Consider the following 16051-nt stretch of genomic DNA (forward strand, 5'->3'; position numbering starts at 1 on the left):
AAAAAGCAACAGCCAACTGGCTAACATATACCATAACCAAGAAAGGGGTAAAATACTATGAGATTTAACGATGTTCAGGATACAAGAAAAGCAGAAGTTAAGAGAGAGCAGAGAAACGAAGCATTCCATAAAATGTATGATGAATGCCTTGAGAAGCTTTCAGCATTCTATAACAGAGAGAAGATGACAGTAGCTTTTGGAGCAACATTTACACTCTGATTCTTCAAAGGATAGATTAAGTTGAAATGAAACCAAATAGGATTATATCCCCGGAGATGTTGACTAATTTTGGGTCAATGCTCCGGGGATTTTTACGTTATAATATTGATACATTATGATGAAGTGAGGGGGATAGTTTTTTGGAAGAGATTTTTGATGTAACAGATGATAATGGCTTTCCTGTGGGCAGGACAGTTACAAGGTCAGAGGCTCATGATAAGGGAATACCGCACAGGACTGCACATATATGGATAGTGCGAAAGGCTGGTGATTCATATCAGGTGCTGCTGCAGAAGAGAAGTGCTAATAAGGAATCGTTTCCTTCAATGTATGACACTTCTTCAGCTGGGCACATCCAGGCTGGTGATGATCCGCTGGAATCAGCTCAGCGAGAATTGTTCGAGGAGCTTGGAATAAAAGCCTATGAGGGAGATTTTACTTTCGCGGGTAAGTTCCATATAAAATATGAGATGGAGTTCCATGGCAAGATGTTCAAGGACAACGAGGTTGCTTGTAGGCTTGGTGACAATATTTGTCGTATCGATAATGGCAGCTGCATTTTGTGACCTGAAATTTGATAATAAGGCTACATCAATATTAGTTTATCTGATATATGGGGTAGCTGTTCTGATAATAACTACAATTATAAATGTTGTCTGGGCTATGGGACTTCTGAAAAAGATAGAGTCACTGAATCCGCTTTTGGAGAAGGATCCGGACATGTACATGGCAGAGCTCACGGATATGATTGGAAATCCCAAATCGGCAATCCTTAAGCAGATACTGCATCTGAACAGGGGAAGAGCCTATGTCTGCAAGCAGGAATATCAGGCTGCTCTTTCGGAGTTTGAAAATATGGGTGACAAGATTGTCCTTGATCCGAGAAGGAAGATCATGTACAGGATTATGCTTGCACTGTGTTATCTGAACCTTGATAGAAAGCAGGAAGCTTTGTCTATAATAGAGGAACAGCAGGGAGTCCTGACAGAGTTAAGAGAAAAAGGGGATTCGCTTGCGACGTCTCTTCTGTCGGTGCTTGAGGAGGAAAAGGGGCAGGAAGAAGATGAGTAAAAATACGGTGATCGTAAGCCTTATGTGATTAATATATAAAAGCTGCATTTCTGCAGCTGAGTTTTTGAGGGTTAGCTGCCAGATTGTCATGTTTCTGGCAGCTTGTGTTTTATGAAGAAAAGTGTTCTTATGAGGGGTTACAAGAGGTTTTGTGTTCCTCTTGATGTTCTTATGATAACTAATCTTACTTAAGCCAAACTAAAATTCTGTGTGGAAAGTGTGAAGATTCGGTGAAAACGTGATCTGCCTAAAATGGGTGCTTGTGGTGCCGGAATGCGAGTATAATATTTCATAAGATAAGATGCGATGAGATGGGAACGGACATATGAGTAAACACAAAATGGTAAATGGCAAACTCCTTCAGATGAACAAGGGCTATGGCCAGCTTAAGAATAAACAGAAATCAAAGATAGCGGAGTGGATGTACCAGGCATACAAGAAGCAGGTAAATGAAGGTATTAGCGATGAAGAAGCTATTTCGCTTGTTTTGGATAAGATAAATGAGGCACAGATATGGGTACCTGATTATGAGGTGGAGAAAAAGTACAACGGGAGTAAGAATAAATTCAAAAGAAGGCTTGCCAGTGAAAACATACCACAGCATATATATCAGATGGAAGCACTCCTGGATAAAGCGACGGCAAGGCTTGATGTTTTGGAAGCAAAAATAGAAGAGTATAAAGAATTCCAGTCCGATATCAAAAGACTTGAGGAATACTATACAAGTCAGCAGTGGAAGGACGATTTCGCCATGGATGAGAAAGGGACTTTTCCTAAGAGACTGAAGCGTGGTGTTTTGTCAGAGGACGGAATCTATAACCTGTTGGAACGCAATAAGGAAATGATGGACTGGATAAATACAGGGAGTGAGGATTGAAGACATGTGGCTGTTATTTGCAATTCTTTCAGCAGTGTTTGCTGCGTTGACATCTATCCTGGCAAAGGTGGGTATAGATGGAGTTAATTCGAATCTTGCCACAGCAATAAGGACATGCGTTGTGGTGGTAATGGCCTGGGGTATGGTTTTTGTCACCAATGCTCAGGGTGGTATCAATACCATAAGCAGAAAGAGCTGGATATTTCTTATCCTTTCGGGACTGGCTACAGGAGCATCATGGCTATGTTATTACAAGGCTTTGCAGATGGGAGAGGCATCTAAGGTGGTTCCGATAGACAAACTCAGTGTTGTCATTACACTTGTACTGGCGTTTGTTTTTCTGCATGAGGAGTTTACAACGAAATCTCTTATAGGATGTGTGCTTATTGGTGCAGGCACTCTGATTATGGTGATGTAACGGAGGCATGATGAAGAAAGTTAGGATCACAGTAAAAAAGATTACTCAGTATTCTGATCTGATGGAAAAGTATGAAAATCCGATAGAGCATGCGTGTAGCATGAAGCTTGAACAGAGCTTCATATGCAATGGATGGGAAAGACCGGAGGGCTTCTGTGAGAGTGCATGGGAAACCGTGTCGCCTTTTGTAATGACACTGGCTCATGGTGGTGAGAATTTCTATGACGGATGGATGAAGAACCCAAAGTCAGCAATGATTTCCTGTAACGATGGATTCAGACCGGTAAGTTTTCTGTTGGAAACAATGGATGAGGATATGATCATGTGACGTGCCGCAAAGATGAGGTCTTTAGAAAAGAACTCGAGGGCAATAGAGAAAAAGAGGATAGTTATGAAAAAGCTGACACTAGAATTGTGGCAGCTTTTTCTCTTAATACTATACTAGAGATGGCGACACATCTTCTTTCCGTATTTGATATATTCAATTTTTGTTGTATCCAAATTCACGAGTCATGAATCTATCTTTGAATCTGGACTCCGCTTCAATTATCTCTCTATCTGAAATGGATTTTGGAAATATCTGTAATATGATATACTTAAACTTCTCGAAGTACTCCGCACCATTTTTTTCGTACAGCTCTTTAAGCATGACATTATTTCCATGATACGTGTTTGCGTATATACTCCACCTGCTCCACAAGCTATTAGTGCTTTCATAGGCACTTCCAACATACTGTCTACCTGTATTTCCATCAATGATCATATATACAGCCTTAACACAAGAAAGATGCTCATAATAATCCACATATTCATTATCAACAATCTCTTTCAATTGTGGGAATGTAAGCTCTACGCTGTCATAGTCTCTAAACTGATCAACAGACCGCATTCCTTCTGGTGGAAGAATAGCTTCGACATCAAAATCCGGCGCACCTTTACTGCTATTATAAAATGTAAATCTGTGTTTACACCTTAATATGAGTCTGTCTCTATACTGATCTAAGTTTAGAGAAACTTTTTCCCAGCGATAATAATCAGCATCTACTTTTTCTGTAAGCCTTACCGCAAATTTATATCTTGATCTATAAGCATCAATACCATGGATAATAATGTAAATCCTATTAACCTCAGCACCCCGGGTGACGTGCAAGAGCTCTCTATCCACATATCCATGGAGGATTTACCATGAATAATACAGAAATGATACCGAATGATAATCAGAGCCAATACCCGGAGAAGGATCGTCTACGCGATGCAGAAAGAGTATTAAACTATTTGGAAGATCATCCGGGAACAGGATTTATCTTGGGAGGAACATTTACAGCAGGGGGAATAGGCGCAATGATTTACTATGGGAGTAAGCTTATTACAAAGTCATAATCAGAATAGAGTTAGTATTAAGACCGGTTAAATAATCGGTCTTAATTTTTGCGTTGACAACTTTGGCCAGACTTATTACCATATAATCATGAAGCAAGTTTGGCCAAAGTTGTGATTGAGGGGGGAACATTATGACTATATTTGAATTAAAAGCAATAATGGAAACAAAGGAAGAGCATTACCCAATATCGGATGAGTATAATGCTACACATGGGCAAAAGCACAATGTACATTGGTCCTCACAAAAAGAGCACTTACTTACATGGCTTGATGCACAGGCTACTAATGGGAAAGGGGGATTCACAAGAAAGAAGCCTAACTATGATGCAAAAATCATGTATGCAAATCTTTCATGCCCTGAGTGTTTATTATGGATTGCAGAAGCGGCGGGGCTGTCAAAGGATATAATTTTATCTGCTGCAAAGAATGCAAAAACAAATGATGGAGCTGTCACAAGGGCTGCGATCATTAGACATGACATCCCTTGGAATTGTATAGAAGCAGCGTTATTGGCTTAAGGAGGTAAAGAAAATGCCTGTTGTAAGGTTTTCAGTCACGGATGAGGAACTAAAAGAATTAGAAAGAAAAGCAAAAGAAGAGGGAACAACTGTTAAGCTTTATTCAAAAAATAAGTCCCTGGGAGTAGAATCCAGCATTTTTACTCCAAAAGAAGCGTTGAGACGTGCGCTAATTAAATACACTAAGGATGATGAACCCTTCTGTTTGCCTTCTCTTTACACAGATGAGGAGTGGCTAGAAATGTCAAAATCGATAGGAACTGCTGGTCAATTTGGAAAAGCATTTTTTGTGTATGTAAAAGATGTAGATCCGGGTAAAGTGGAATATGTCGATGGTGGCAGCAGAGGAAAAAGGGCACGATATAAGGTGCTATAACAATTAAGAGGACATAACATGCCAAAAAGAGATGACAGTAATGGAAGGGAATAATAATGGGTAAGAAAAAGGTGGAACATGTTGTTTTTGACGGCATGCGGGAGATAAAAAAGAAATATAATATCAGTGAATACAACAAAAAATCTCATACTGATAAAAGGAAACAGACAGTGATAATACATACTAACCTGCCCAAATAACATTTGGACAGATTATGAGTTTCTATTTCACCACTTCTCCCATGCTACCTTGATTGGGGCAGGATTATAATATATCTTGTTAGGAGAACTTAAAAGAGGAGACTTGAAAATATGACACCTAAAATCTGGTTATTCATCGTATTGATCGGAGTACTTGCACCGGTTTATCTTTTGTTTGGATTAGCAACTTCCAAAAACGTTAAGGAGATGTCAGAAAAGAATAAAGAAGAGATTGAAAAGAACAGAGCCAAGCACAGATATATGATACTTGGTCAAAGTTGGGGAATGGGCATAGGAGTTGCAGTTGGATGTATAGCAAGTTATCTCATATTTGGCAAAGTATCGACAGGTATGTGCCTTGGAATAGGACTTGGAATGTTTGCAGGTATGATGATCGGAGCAATGATCGATAGGAAAAAGGCATCGGAACAGAATTCAGATGCACTCAATTGATGATAATGCCATGAGGCAGGATGCAGTTTTATTTGAATTGTTCCCTGCCTTTTTCATGGGCATAATTATCCATGGAAATACCAGGAGAATATTGAAAAAGGGAATATCAGACCATGATAATGTTGGGGACAATAATAAACAGTGCTGCTATAATCGTTGCTGGCTTCTTTGGGAATATAACCGGGAAGCTATTTAAAGAAGATCAGCAGGATGCGCTTTGCAAGGTATGTGGTATAAGTACACTTTTCATAGCAATTTCAGGTGCTATGGAGGGTATGATGAAAGTTGAGAACAATGCACTCGTGGGTGGCAGATCCATGCTTGTGGTTCTAAGTCTTGCTATTGGAACGGTTATAGGAGAACTGATCGGAATAGAAAGAGCTTTTGAGCGTTTTGGAGAATGGCTTAAGATAAAAAGTGGTAATGGCAAGGATTCGGAATTTGTAAATGCGTTTGTGACTGCATCGCTTACGGTATGTATAGGAGCGATGGCTATTGTAGGTTCAATACAGGATGGAATCAACGGAGACTATTCGACACTTGCTGTAAAAGCTGTCTTAGATTTTATAATTGTTGCAATCATGACAGCTTCTATGGGAAAAGGCTGTGTCTTTTCAGTAATACCGGTATTTTTGCTTGAGGGATCAATAACGCTGCTTGCCAGACTGGTATCACCTATTATGACTGATATGGCTGTTTCGTATCTGTCACTTATCGGAAGCATACTGATCTTCTGCGTTGGTGTTAACCTTGTTTGGGGCAAGAAAGTGCGAGTGGCTAATATGCTGCCTGCCTTAGTGATAGCGGTTAGTGCAGCATACATACCGGCTATGTGATGCTAAGCACAAAGTGAAATCGGGAGAGGATCCTGAAAGAAGCATGGAGAACTGTGATGAGGATTATTCTTTCACCTGCAAAGAAAATGAATGTGGATACGGATAAACTTGAGTGTCAGGGACTTCCGGTATTTATTGACCAGACGGAGAAAATACTTGAGTGGCTCTGCAATAAGTCACATTCTGAATTACAAGAACTGTGGGGATGTAATGATAAGATTGCTGAGCAGAATTATAAAAGTATTAAAGAGATGGATCTCCGTAACAGGCTGACACCGGCAATACTTTCATATGAAGGAATCGCGTTTCAGTATATGGCACCTGCGGTGTTTGAAGACAGAAGCTTTGATTATGTGCAGGAGCATCTTCGCATCCTTTCTGGCTTTTATGGTGTGCTGAAACCGATGGACGGAGTAACGCCATACAGGCTTGAGATGCAGGCTAAAGCATCGGTTAATGGACATAAGGATTTATATGATCTGTGGGGTTCCAGGCTCTATGAGGAAGTAAGTGATGGCACCGGTGTTATAATAAACCTTGCATTAAAGGAGTATTCCAAGTGCATTGAAAAATACCTCGAACCGGATGACTGTTACATCACCATTACATTTGGCGAGATGGTAAATGGGAAGCTGGTGACAAAGGGGACATATGCCAAGATGGCTAGGGGTGAGATGGTTAAGTACATGGCTGAAAACCAGATAGAAGATCCGCAGGAGATAAAGAAGTTTGACCGGCTTGGATATGTTTACAGGGATGATCTTTCATGTGATACAGAGACTGTTTTTGAAAAGAGAAAGTGACGGGATATATATGAATGAAATGGAAAAGATAGCCAGAGAGAATCACCATAACGGAAATAACTGTTCAGTGTCGCTTGCTATGGCGTTTGCTGAAAAACTAGGTGTGACACATGAAGAGGCAAAAAAGATTGTACCAGCTCCGAGAAGCATTGACGGTAAATGCGGCGGGTATCTCAGTGTCGTGGCAATGCTTGAGAAGCTGGGAATAGATAAAGCCGGTGAATATGAGAGGATGTTCCTTGAGAAAAATGGCAGCCTTTACTGTAAGGAACTGATCGCATCAAGGGCAGGAACAGGGAGAACCTGCAACGATATTGTTGGAGAAGCGGCAGCAATGTTTGATGAACTGATTCGGAATTCCTAATGGATCCATGTTTCAAATGTCTGACAAACTAAAAAATGGATAACTCTGGAAATTGAATAATAGGCATATTGTAAAGAGTTTATGGCAGCAGATCATGAGTTTTTGTGGTCTGCTGTTTTTGCATTAATTTATTATAGAAGAAATAGCCTCAGAAAAACTTTTAAAAAAATTTTCATTTTGGAGGTTGTGGAATGGCCTCTCCCAGTGGGAATAAGTGAAGGGGTAAATAATCCTTTCGTCGGACATTGAAAACTGAATAGTCATTCATCAGGTACAGTCCTGTACTGTGGAGCCGCAAGGGTACGCCTTGAGCGAGATAGCCCCTCTGGAATGCCGGTAGCACCGGCATGGCGAAGATAAGTACAGGGATAATGAGACTTCCGCTTAGCCACAACTAAACGTAATGGGAGCGGCCCGGCGAGACCCGCGAGAGGAGAGAACCTATGCTCCTTCAACCATGAGCAGTTACTACCAGGCAGAGGTTAACCACAACATGTACGGCACATGATCGTTATATTGACAACGTTGTACAACACTCATATAATTTAACTGTAAGTGAACATAAAACAACACTCATGGAGGGAAAAGATATGCCAAGAGTTAATTTAGCAATCACACAGGAATTATATGATCAGATTGAGAAAGCAGCCAAGAAGGAGAACGTAACCGTCAACTACTACATCTGCGATATGTTGGAGGAGAAGTTCGGCAAAAGAACTGTCTACGACTATACACTTGCCATCAACAACATGATCGCTGAGGCCAAAACAATGAAAGCAGAATTCGTCCTGGCAGATCTTCCGACTTTCGCAGGTGTAAACGATGTTCTTATTGAATACGACATAAAAGAGTCACCGGCCCAGGTCAGGTCCCGTCTTGGCAAGATGTTTACAGAAGCAGTCAAGAAAGGGAATGCCAAAGGCATCGAGAGGGCTGTGATTGAAAGAAACGGTGTAGAAGAGTTTAAATCTGCTTCAAGAGCTGCTGTCTACTGTAACAAACTGTATAAACAAAAGAAAAACAGCAAGTGAGTGACCTGAGCTTTAGCCACTCTACGCTGGAGGAGGGGCTATGTTCATATTAAAGATTTTGATGAAGTTGGTGTTGTTCCCACTGGTTCTGATACTTTTCTTTCTGAGAATCTGGGTAGAACTACTATACAAAATTGGAGAGGTTGCATTCGGACTGTTCTGCATAGTAATGCTGGTTATATTTGCTGTTAATGTTTGGGTAATGTTCAAATGGCAGATGTGGGAGCCACTTGTAATTGATATTGGGATTGCTTTTGTAATATATCTGGGGGCACTAGGTACAACCGGAATAGTAATGGCATTTCAGGCGCTTACTGATAAGCTTATGGAGTTATTAGTATCATGATTTAAAAATGAGAGTTGTTGACACCCTATCAGATAGGGTATATTATTAATGGTAGTAGGAGAATATATGACAAGAACATTTATTCAGACGACAGAGTTCTCTCGGAAGTGGGATGAATTAGGATTTGATGATGACGATCTTTGGTTGATGGAACAGGATATCCTGAAGGATCCCAAGAAATATCCTGTTATGAAAGGTACTGGCAAGCTACGAAAAGCTAGAATAGCTTTCGAAGGTAGAGGGAAAAGTGGAAGTGCCAGGGTGTGCTATGTTGATTTTGTTGTAGCAGAGACAATTTATCTGATTACTGTCTATGGCAAGAAAGAAAAAGATAATCTATCTAAAGAGGAAAGAAATAATATCAAGAAGGCAATAGGTATTCTTGAAAAGAGCCTCGGAGGTGGCAAGAAATGAATGATAGTGTTTATGAAAGTATTATGACAGGCCTTAATGAAGCTATTGAAGATGCAACCAGTAAAAAGCCAATACTAAAGAGACAAAAAGTTACTGTGGAACCTGTAAAAGTGTATGAAGCAGAAGATGTAAAAAGAATTAGAAATACTACAGGAATGTCACAAAAAACCTTTGCAAGTTATATGGGAGTATCAGATAAAACGGTTGAAGCATGGGAATCTGGTACTAATCATCCATCTGGAGCTGCTAGCAGAATACTAAATATGATGGAGATTGACAAGGATTTGGTGATTAAGTTTCCTTTTGTTAGTAATGTGCAAGATAAAAAGGCTCTTCAGTGAAAATGATTACTAAAGCCATTTGGATTCAGGTTGACATGCTTCTAAATGGTTTTTGTAATATTCTGGCAAAATTTTAGGAAATTGAATTTTTCAGCATTTGATACAAGTAAGCTTGATGAATACGCAAAAAAGGCCAAAGAACAGTGGGGAGATACTCCTGCTTATAAAGAATATGCCAAAAAAAGCAAGAACTGGACAAAAGAATATGAGAGCGGCCTGATGGCTGACTTTACTAAGCTTTTTGAAGAGTTTGGTACTATGAAGGGAATGGATCCGGCATCCGAAGAGGTCCAGGCTCAGGTAAAGAAAGTACAGGATTTCATTACGGAGCATATGTACACATGCACTGATGATATTCTTTATGGCCTTGGAACAGGCTATGTAGGCGGCGGAGAGTTGACCCAGAATATTGAAAAGATGGGCGGTGAAGGAACTTCAGAGTTTATCTTCCAGGCAATTAAGATCTATTGCGGAAAATGATCACAACAAAACACGATTTTGAAGTCATCTGGCGGATAAAACTGTCAGATGGCTTTTTTTATTATTTGAAAACGGATATAGTAGAAGATATATATCTGAAAATTGTTGGAGACGTAGAAGATATATTTCAGTAGGATCATTGAATATTTGAGCTGCATTGTTATATAGATAGTATATTTAAGATGTTTGGTGGGGATTGGTGGATTACTTATTTTTTGCTAAAAAAGATTGCAATCGCATGTTTGGCATTTCATATGCTGCTGTTTCGATTGGAACTAAAGAAACCATTTCCGCGAATACCATATAAACAGGAAGATTTGTATGATCTGCTGTTTGGGGAGTGAGCACTGAGTTGGTAATACTTATTTAATTATTTTCTGCTCATGGGCGATATATAATAGATTTAGTTTACAAATTTAGAAATAGATTGCGATGGTAGAGATATGGCAGCAGGATACTTGTTAAAAGAAGCAGAATATGAAGACAGGCCGCTTTCAGATGATGAGATGTGGTCTGCCTTCGCATACCTTTTTTCAAGTAAATCCGTAAATGATACAAGTTATAAATTTGGATTTCTGAAGTCCATTCTGGACAATTTATATAATACTGATAGTAAGTTGGTACTTAATTTTGATCAGCTCTTTTCCAAGTTTGCAGAGATTTATTGGAACCTGGTTTTGAAGCATCATATCAGACAGAAGAAGCCTGGTAAGCTGAATCGCCGGTCTGAGCTTGAGAATGCACTTTTATATGGCAAGGAGAAATATGACATTCTTGAAGATATTCCCTTTGAGAGTTTATCCGAAGATATGCGTATTGATATCTGTCATAAGGTCAAAATGAAGTGTAAAGAAAATGTAGTTGGTGCATTGTATGCAGATCTTGGTGGGCTGTTTTATTCATTTTCCAAGAAGGGCGAGTGGATCAGGATTAATCCAAGGATGTACGAGTTCGTTTGTAAGCACAAGGTGGCTATAGAGAAGCTTAACTATTATGAATGGGCGAAGTTTCTTGAGAGAGTTAATGAGGATAGCGCTGTAGATCATCTTCTTAGCAAAATTGATGAGAGCACCCTCCGCACCCGTAGTAGTCTTGCGTACTACAGGGATATTCTATTCCAAGAATTCGAAAATAAATGCTTCTATTGTGGCAAGCCTGTCACGAAACATAGCGTAGAGGTGGATCATTTTATTCCGTGGTCGTTTATAAAAGATGATCAGATTTGGAACTTTGTCCTGGCTTGTCCTGAGTGTAATAACAAGAAAAGAGATAAGCTAGCCCAGGTTGATTTCCTTACTAAGATATCTGAGCGGAATGAGATCATGATTGAGAGGGATCAGAGTAATAAGGAATCAGCAAGGCGTATAAAAATGATTTACACTTGGGCTCAGAAAAATGGCTATAACGAAATTTGGACGCCCAAGAAAATGAGTGTTTAATGTAAATGTCAGAAAACTGACTTGAGGAATATATATATGTTGGAACCAGGATTATACGAACAGGTCATTAATAAACAGATACAGTCAGAGCTTACAGGATCTTCAGATGATCTAAAGCGAGTTGAGAAGATTGATGGAGCTGAAGCATCAGAGATCCTTTCTAAGTATGTTTCGGAAGTTCTTCATAAGGCTCTGGATCGTATTTCTGATGATGAAAATCTTGAGGCGAAGATTGATCTGGTTAATAAGGTCGTTGGTCTGATATCAGAAGAAAATGATTTAAATGATCTGAAGGAATTGGCAGTAGCTGATAGTGCTGAGCAGCTGCTGGCGCTGCTTTCAGAAAATGATCCTATGTACAAAATTGGTCAGCGTAAGGCCAAGGATATAGTGCGTCCAGAAACATCAGTTGCGCAGAGTAGCCTGTTTACCGGGGCTATTCATGAACCGCAGATGTATTCTGAGCTTCGGAAGGAAATGGAAACTGCGGATAGAATCGATATGTTGGTTTCCTTTATAAAATGGAGCGGATTACGGCTTTTGTTCAAAGAACTAAAAGACTTTGTAGATCGTGGCGGGAAGCTTCGGATAATCACAACTTCTTATATGGGAGCTACGGATGTTAAAGCTATCGAAGAGCTTAGCAAGCTTCCTGGCACCGAAGTGCGCATATCCTATGATACTAAGCGAACCAGGCTTCATGCTAAGGCATATATTTTTTATAGAAAGACAGGTTTTACTACTGCATATGTAGGTTCATCCAACATGTCTAACGTAGCTATGTCCAGCGGTCTGGAGTGGAATATTAAAGTGACTACAAAGGATATGGCTCCGACAATACAGAAGATAGAGGCTACGTTTGACAGTTATTGGAATTCTACGACTTTTGAAAAATATACCCATGATAGCTATGACAAATTGAAAAAGGCGTTACGAGCGGAGAGGCATGGGGAAAAGACAGAGGGTTATGGCTTTATCGTAGACATCAATCCATATAAATCATGTGAAGTATGGAAGCAAGATTCTGCTATTTGTCAGAGAGTTTAAGAAGGATATCGCAGGTGCAGCTCCGTATACATATCTTGGAACTGCAAAATATGTGAGTCATTATGGAAGCAGGCCAATGAGTATCACATGGCACCTTGATAATCCGATACCTGCAAAATATATCAAGAAGACAAGCAAACTGGAAGTAGGATGATTATGAAAACTGTCAACGTAGTCGCAGCAATAATCTGCGATGATTACAAGAGAAAAACTAAGATATTCGCAACCCAGCGTGGATATGGGGATTATAAGGATGGCTGGGAATTTCCCGGAGGAAAGATTGAAGAAGGTGAAACTCCTGAAGAGGCGTTGGTAAGAGAGATTAGAGAAGAACTTGGTGCGGAGATTGAGGTTCATGATCTGATAGATGTCATCGATTATGATTATGAGACTTTTCAACTAAATATGAATTGCTATTGGGCAACTGTTGCTGAAGGTAAGCTCCAGCTTTTGGAGCACGAAGCGGCCAAGTGGCTAGAGGTTAATGATCTTAGAAGTGTGGACTGGCTTCCTGCAGATCTGGCGCTACTTCCTAAGATTGCTGAGGCTATGGTTGATAAGAATGTTGAGTATTACGATATGAATGCTGATTCGTTCTTTGCTGGAAGTGTTAACGCAGATATGTCATACGAGAGGGACAGGTTCATCGCACTTCTTCCTGAACATGGCCGTGTTTTAGATGCAGGCTGTGGAAGTGGACGAGACAGTAAGGCATTTATGGATGTGGGTTTTGATGTAATAGCTTTTGATGCATCTAAGGAAATGCGTAAGAGAGCTTCTGAATATCTGGGGCAGGAAGTTCTGAATATGAGGTTTGAAGATATCGATTTTCATAATGAGTTTGATGGAGTCTGGGCATGCGCTTCGCTTCTACATGTGCCGGGGGATCAGCTACCGGAGACGATGAAGAAGCTGAATACTTCCCTTAAGAGTGGCGGTGTTATATATGCTTCTTTCAAATATGGCGATGGCACTAAGATGCGTGGAGATCGCAGATTTAGCGATTTTGATGAGAAAAGTATAGTTCTGTTGTTTGAGAATGCAGGATTTGAGATTGTTTACAATGAGGTTGGTACAGATAACAGACCCGGTAGAGAAGATGAGATGTGGGTCAATGCTATAGGTAAGAAGAAACTCATCTAAAAAGAGGCGATATGACAGAATTTGGAAATACTGCACTGGCAAATCTAAAGCAATACTTTGGTTATGATTCGTTTAAACCTGGCCAGGGCAAAATTATAAATACAATATTAGATGAGAAAAGGGATGTGCTGGCAATAATGCCGACCGGTGCAGGTAAGTCCATCTGCTATCAGATTCCGGCTATAATGCTGCCTGGGATCACGATTGTCATATCTCCGCTTATTTCACTGATGCAGGATCAAGTAAAATCTCTGAATGCAGCGGGAATTCATGCTGCTTATATCAATTCATCCCTTACGGATTCACAGATAACAAAGGCCCTTGAGATGGCAAAGTCAGGGACATACAAGATTATTTATGTTGCGCCGGAGCGTCTGGACAACTGGGAGTTTACGAATTTTGCAGACAGTGCTGAGATATCAATGGTTACAGTTGATGAGGCACACTGCATTTCCCAATGGGGACAAGATTTCAGACCGAGTTACCTGAATATAGTGAAATTTGTTGAAAGGCTTCCAAAAAGACCTATCGTTAGTGCATTTACTGCAACCGCTACGGAAGAGGTAAAACGTGACATAGAATGCGTATTAAAACTCCAGAATCCCGGTGTTTTTGTTACAGGGTTTGACAGAGAGAATCTGTATTTTTCTGTTGAGCATATAAAAAACAAGGATGACTATATAAGAAAATATGTCAAAGACCATAGTAACGAGAGCGGAATAATATACTGTGCAACCAGGAAGAATGTTGATGCAGTTTTTGAAATGCTGACTTTGGATGGTGTTCCCGTGGTCAGATATCATGCAGGCCTTGATAACGAGTATAGAAAGAACAGTCAGAATGATTTCATATTTGACCGTAAACCTGTTATCGTTGCCACAAATGCTTTTGGTATGGGAATAGACAAATCTAATGTCAGGTACGTGATCCATTACAATATGCCTCAAAGCATGGAGAACTATTACCAGGAAGCAGGAAGAGCTGGACGAGATGGTGAGAATTCACAGTGCATTCTGCTGTTTTCGGCCCAGGATATTATGATCAATAAGTTCCTCCTGGAAAAAAGGATTTCAGCGAGGTGGATCCTGAGGATGAAGATCTCATCAGACAGCGGGATATTAAGCGCCTTAAGGTAATGGAAGGCTACTGTAGGACAACCGGGTGTCTGAGGAATTATATACTTGAATACTTTGGCGAAGAAGTAAGCGCTCCATGCGATAACTGCGGGAACTGCCATCGTGAATATAAAGAGATTGATATGACTGATGCTGCTAAACAGGTCATCAACTGTGTATATGAGACCAAAGGCAGATACGGGATGAATATTGTTCTTGGTACGCTTGTGGGTGCAAACAGAGCAAGGCTTCGCGAGCTTGGAACTGATAACTATAAGACATATGGTGCCCTTAAAGATCACAGTGAAGCAGATATACGTCTTTTAATGAATCAGATGATCATGGACGGATACATAATTCAGACTGATGATAGATACAGTGTGGTGAAACTTGGGAATATAGCAGCATTGAAGGAACCAGATGCGAAAGTGCTACTTCGGACTTATGAAGAAAAAGAAGTCAGTGCCAGGGCAGGAAAATCCAAGACGAGAAGTACGGATTCACTTACCAAAGCAGGATATGAACTGTTTGAGGCACTCAGGTTACTCAGGATGGAAATTGCAAGAAGGGAAGGAATGCCTCCTTATATTGTTTTCAGTGACAAGACTCTGATTGATATGTGCGCCAAACTTCCTTCAAACGAGCAGGAAATGCTGGGAGTTTCCGGAGTTGGTACCAATAAATTTGATAAATATGGCAAGGAATTCCTGGAAAAAATAGCTGAGTTCATGAGTGTAAATCCTGATGCTGTTATCAGTATGCCTGTTTCTGGCGGTGAAGACGATGATGAATTCGTGCATAGGAGAGGTATTACAAAGAAGAGAAAAGTTGATTTTTATCTCCCCAAGGAAGATATGGAGAAGTTTGAATATAAGGATCTTTATTACATAACCGAGATCAAGGATGAACTGAACCGCATATGCTCCGCTGATGATGTAAAGAAGATAGTGGGGACGAGAATCTGGGATGTGTTGGCAGAAAAAGGTCTGGTGGGTGAGAAGTTTCTTGGTGGTATTAGCCAGAAATATCCAACAGCAGAAGGCAAGGAGCTGGGAATTGTCTCTGTGGACAAGGAGAGTGTGAAGGGTAATCATTATACCGTTTTGATGTATCCGCCTTCAGTACAGAAAATGATTGTTGAATACTACGCTAATATCCATAACGAAGGCTGAGCAAGAAT

Annotated in this window: 23 protein-coding genes and 3 pseudogenes; 25 read left to right on the forward strand and 1 reads right to left on the reverse strand. The window is 40.2% G+C overall.

Translation table 11 applies throughout. The annotated features are described in order from the left end of the window. Positions 1-57 precede the first annotated feature (57 nt). The 6 genes from G622_RS25625 (at position 58) to G622_RS0101625 (ending at position 2913) form a co-directional block, all read left to right on the forward strand. The gene (locus G622_RS25625; protein ID WP_155831392.1) at positions 58-219 is read left to right on the forward strand and encodes a hypothetical protein; all 162 of its coding nucleotides are present in this window, start codon (positions 58-60) and stop codon (positions 217-219) included. A gap of 140 nt (positions 220-359) precedes the next feature. Then, positions 360-785, forward strand: coding sequence for an NUDIX hydrolase (locus G622_RS21255; RefSeq protein ID WP_049945634.1), 426 nt, complete (start codon positions 360-362; stop codon positions 783-785). Beyond that, positions 739-1290, forward strand: a complete 552-nt coding sequence (locus tag G622_RS0101605) for a hypothetical protein (protein WP_155831393.1) — start codon at positions 739-741, stop codon at positions 1288-1290. The genes G622_RS21255 and G622_RS0101605 overlap by 47 nt, the downstream gene beginning before the upstream one ends. A gap of 325 nt (positions 1291-1615) precedes the next feature. After that, positions 1616-2167, forward strand: coding sequence for a DUF4298 domain-containing protein (locus G622_RS26375; protein ID WP_242832933.1), 552 nt, complete (start codon positions 1616-1618; stop codon positions 2165-2167). Between the two features lie 4 nt (positions 2168-2171). After that, entirely contained in the window at positions 2172-2585 is a 414-nt protein-coding gene (locus tag G622_RS0101620) for an EamA family transporter (RefSeq protein WP_026509216.1), read from the forward strand. A 7-nt stretch (positions 2586-2592) separates the two neighbouring features. After that, positions 2593-2913 carry a TIGR04076 family protein gene (locus G622_RS0101625; RefSeq protein ID WP_330363539.1) on the forward strand — a complete coding sequence of 107 codons (321 nt, stop codon included), beginning with the start codon at positions 2593-2595 and terminating at the stop codon, positions 2911-2913. 153 nt (positions 2914-3066) lie between these two features. On the opposite strand, the gene G622_RS21265 is transcribed toward G622_RS0101625, so the two are convergent. Beyond that, the gene (locus G622_RS21265) at positions 3067-3735 is read right to left on the reverse strand and encodes a GIY-YIG nuclease family protein (protein ID WP_049945635.1); all 669 of its coding nucleotides are present in this window, start codon (positions 3733-3735) and stop codon (positions 3067-3069) included. 35 nt (positions 3736-3770) lie between these two features. Here G622_RS21265 and G622_RS0101640 point away from each other — a divergent pair, with 35 nt between their 5' ends. From G622_RS0101640 to recQ, 19 genes and pseudogenes are all read left to right on the forward strand, one after another. Beyond that, positions 3771-3965, forward strand: a complete 195-nt coding sequence (locus tag G622_RS0101640; protein ID WP_026509219.1) for a hypothetical protein — start codon at positions 3771-3773, stop codon at positions 3963-3965. 131 nt (positions 3966-4096) lie between these two features. Next, positions 4097-4483: a hypothetical protein gene (locus G622_RS21270; protein WP_044915864.1), complete on the forward strand. Its 387-nt coding sequence runs from the start codon at positions 4097-4099 to the stop codon at positions 4481-4483. 13 nt (positions 4484-4496) lie between these two features. Further along, positions 4497-4859: a DUF1413 domain-containing protein gene (locus G622_RS0101650; protein WP_026509220.1), complete on the forward strand. Its 363-nt coding sequence runs from the start codon at positions 4497-4499 to the stop codon at positions 4857-4859. Between the two features lie 56 nt (positions 4860-4915). Beyond that, entirely contained in the window at positions 4916-5059 is a 144-nt protein-coding gene (locus G622_RS25630) for a hypothetical protein (RefSeq protein ID WP_155831394.1), read from the forward strand. 111 nt (positions 5060-5170) lie between these two features. Further along, positions 5171-5512 (forward strand): hypothetical protein, encoded by a 342-nt coding sequence (locus G622_RS0101660; RefSeq protein ID WP_026509221.1) that lies wholly within the window; start codon positions 5171-5173, stop codon positions 5510-5512. 113 nt (positions 5513-5625) lie between these two features. Continuing rightward, positions 5626-6348 (forward strand): DUF554 domain-containing protein, encoded by a 723-nt coding sequence (locus G622_RS0101665; RefSeq protein WP_026509222.1) that lies wholly within the window; start codon positions 5626-5628, stop codon positions 6346-6348. Positions 6349-6404: 56 nt separating this feature from the next. After that, the gene (gene yaaA / locus G622_RS0101670) at positions 6405-7151 is read left to right on the forward strand and encodes a peroxide stress protein YaaA (RefSeq protein WP_026509223.1); all 747 of its coding nucleotides are present in this window, start codon (positions 6405-6407) and stop codon (positions 7149-7151) included. After that, complete coding sequence (locus G622_RS0101675; RefSeq protein WP_026509224.1) at positions 7135-7515, forward strand: C-GCAxxG-C-C family (seleno)protein; 381 nt, start codon at positions 7135-7137, stop codon at positions 7513-7515. Before yaaA ends, G622_RS0101675 begins: the two co-directional genes overlap by 17 nt. Before the next feature lie 590 nt (positions 7516-8105). Further along, positions 8106-8546 carry a hypothetical protein gene (locus G622_RS0101685; RefSeq protein WP_026509225.1) on the forward strand — a complete coding sequence of 147 codons (441 nt, stop codon included), beginning with the start codon at positions 8106-8108 and terminating at the stop codon, positions 8544-8546. A gap of 40 nt (positions 8547-8586) precedes the next feature. After that, a complete protein-coding gene (locus G622_RS0101690; protein WP_026509226.1) occupies positions 8587-8892 on the forward strand; it encodes a hypothetical protein in 306 nt (101 codons plus the stop codon). 66 nt (positions 8893-8958) lie between these two features. Beyond that, positions 8959-9306: a type II toxin-antitoxin system RelE/ParE family toxin gene (locus G622_RS0101695; RefSeq protein WP_026509227.1), complete on the forward strand. Its 348-nt coding sequence runs from the start codon at positions 8959-8961 to the stop codon at positions 9304-9306. After that, on the forward strand, positions 9303-9647 hold the full coding sequence (locus G622_RS0101700; protein ID WP_026509228.1) for a helix-turn-helix domain-containing protein: 345 nt from the start codon (positions 9303-9305) through the stop codon (positions 9645-9647). Before G622_RS0101695 ends, G622_RS0101700 begins: the two co-directional genes overlap by 4 nt. Positions 9648-9728: 81 nt before the next feature. Next, positions 9729-10127: a TipAS antibiotic-recognition domain-containing protein gene (locus tag G622_RS21275; RefSeq protein ID WP_242832934.1), complete on the forward strand. Its 399-nt coding sequence runs from the start codon at positions 9729-9731 to the stop codon at positions 10125-10127. Between the two features lie 458 nt (positions 10128-10585). Beyond that, positions 10586-11566 (forward strand): HNH endonuclease, encoded by a 981-nt coding sequence (locus G622_RS0101715; protein ID WP_196814165.1) that lies wholly within the window; start codon positions 10586-10588, stop codon positions 11564-11566. A gap of 36 nt (positions 11567-11602) precedes the next feature. Beyond that, entirely contained in the window at positions 11603-12613 is a 1011-nt protein-coding gene (locus tag G622_RS0101720) for a phospholipase D-like domain-containing protein (RefSeq protein WP_026509230.1), read from the forward strand. Then, positions 12570-12767 (forward strand): DUF3427 domain-containing protein, encoded by a 198-nt coding sequence (locus G622_RS27120; RefSeq protein ID WP_026509231.1) that lies wholly within the window; start codon positions 12570-12572, stop codon positions 12765-12767. The genes G622_RS0101720 and G622_RS27120 overlap by 44 nt, the downstream gene beginning before the upstream one ends. Before the next feature lie 2 nt (positions 12768-12769). Further along, positions 12770-13165, forward strand: a pseudogene (locus G622_RS26960) ((deoxy)nucleoside triphosphate pyrophosphohydrolase); the annotation flags it as partial. 81 nt (positions 13166-13246) lie between these two features. Then, a pseudogene (locus G622_RS26965) lies at positions 13247-13756 on the forward strand (class I SAM-dependent methyltransferase); the annotation flags it as partial. A gap of 11 nt (positions 13757-13767) precedes the next feature. Then, positions 13768-16043: pseudogene (gene recQ / locus G622_RS26970) on the forward strand (DNA helicase RecQ). The last annotated feature ends 8 nt before the right edge of the window (positions 16044-16051 follow it).

Origin of the sequence: Butyrivibrio sp. LC3010 (assembly GCF_000424385.1) — a bacterium.
GTDB lineage: Bacteria > Bacillota > Clostridia > Lachnospirales > Lachnospiraceae > Butyrivibrio.

What these genes read in the sequence shown, in the direction of transcription:
- G622_RS0101690 (WP_026509226.1), top strand. Translation starts at nt 8,587, where the DNA reads ATGTTCATATTAAAGATTTTGATGAAGTTGGTGTTGTTCCCACTGGTT.
- G622_RS26375 (WP_242832933.1), top strand. Translation starts at nt 1,616, where the DNA reads ATGAGTAAACACAAAATGGTAAATGGCAAACTCCTTCAGATGAACAAG.
- G622_RS0101620 (WP_026509216.1), top strand. Translation starts at nt 2,172, where the DNA reads ATGTGGCTGTTATTTGCAATTCTTTCAGCAGTGTTTGCTGCGTTGACA.
- G622_RS0101720 (WP_026509230.1), top strand. Translation starts at nt 11,603, where the DNA reads ATGTTGGAACCAGGATTATACGAACAGGTCATTAATAAACAGATACAG.
- G622_RS0101640 (WP_026509219.1), top strand. Translation starts at nt 3,771, where the DNA reads ATGAATAATACAGAAATGATACCGAATGATAATCAGAGCCAATACCCG.
- G622_RS0101685 (WP_026509225.1), top strand. Translation starts at nt 8,106, where the DNA reads ATGCCAAGAGTTAATTTAGCAATCACACAGGAATTATATGATCAGATT.
- G622_RS25625 (WP_155831392.1), top strand. Translation starts at nt 58, where the DNA reads ATGAGATTTAACGATGTTCAGGATACAAGAAAAGCAGAAGTTAAGAGA.
- G622_RS0101695 (WP_026509227.1), top strand. Translation starts at nt 8,959, where the DNA reads ATGACAAGAACATTTATTCAGACGACAGAGTTCTCTCGGAAGTGGGAT.
- G622_RS0101650 (WP_026509220.1), top strand. Translation starts at nt 4,497, where the DNA reads ATGCCTGTTGTAAGGTTTTCAGTCACGGATGAGGAACTAAAAGAATTA.
- G622_RS0101625 (WP_330363539.1), top strand. Translation starts at nt 2,593, where the DNA reads ATGATGAAGAAAGTTAGGATCACAGTAAAAAAGATTACTCAGTATTCT.
- G622_RS0101700 (WP_026509228.1), top strand. Translation starts at nt 9,303, where the DNA reads ATGAATGATAGTGTTTATGAAAGTATTATGACAGGCCTTAATGAAGCT.
- G622_RS0101665 (WP_026509222.1), top strand. Translation starts at nt 5,626, where the DNA reads ATGATAATGTTGGGGACAATAATAAACAGTGCTGCTATAATCGTTGCT.
- G622_RS21270 (WP_044915864.1), top strand. Translation starts at nt 4,097, where the DNA reads ATGACTATATTTGAATTAAAAGCAATAATGGAAACAAAGGAAGAGCAT.
- G622_RS0101660 (WP_026509221.1), top strand. Translation starts at nt 5,171, where the DNA reads ATGACACCTAAAATCTGGTTATTCATCGTATTGATCGGAGTACTTGCA.
- yaaA (WP_026509223.1), top strand. Translation starts at nt 6,405, where the DNA reads ATGAGGATTATTCTTTCACCTGCAAAGAAAATGAATGTGGATACGGAT.
- G622_RS25630 (WP_155831394.1), top strand. Translation starts at nt 4,916, where the DNA reads ATGGGTAAGAAAAAGGTGGAACATGTTGTTTTTGACGGCATGCGGGAG.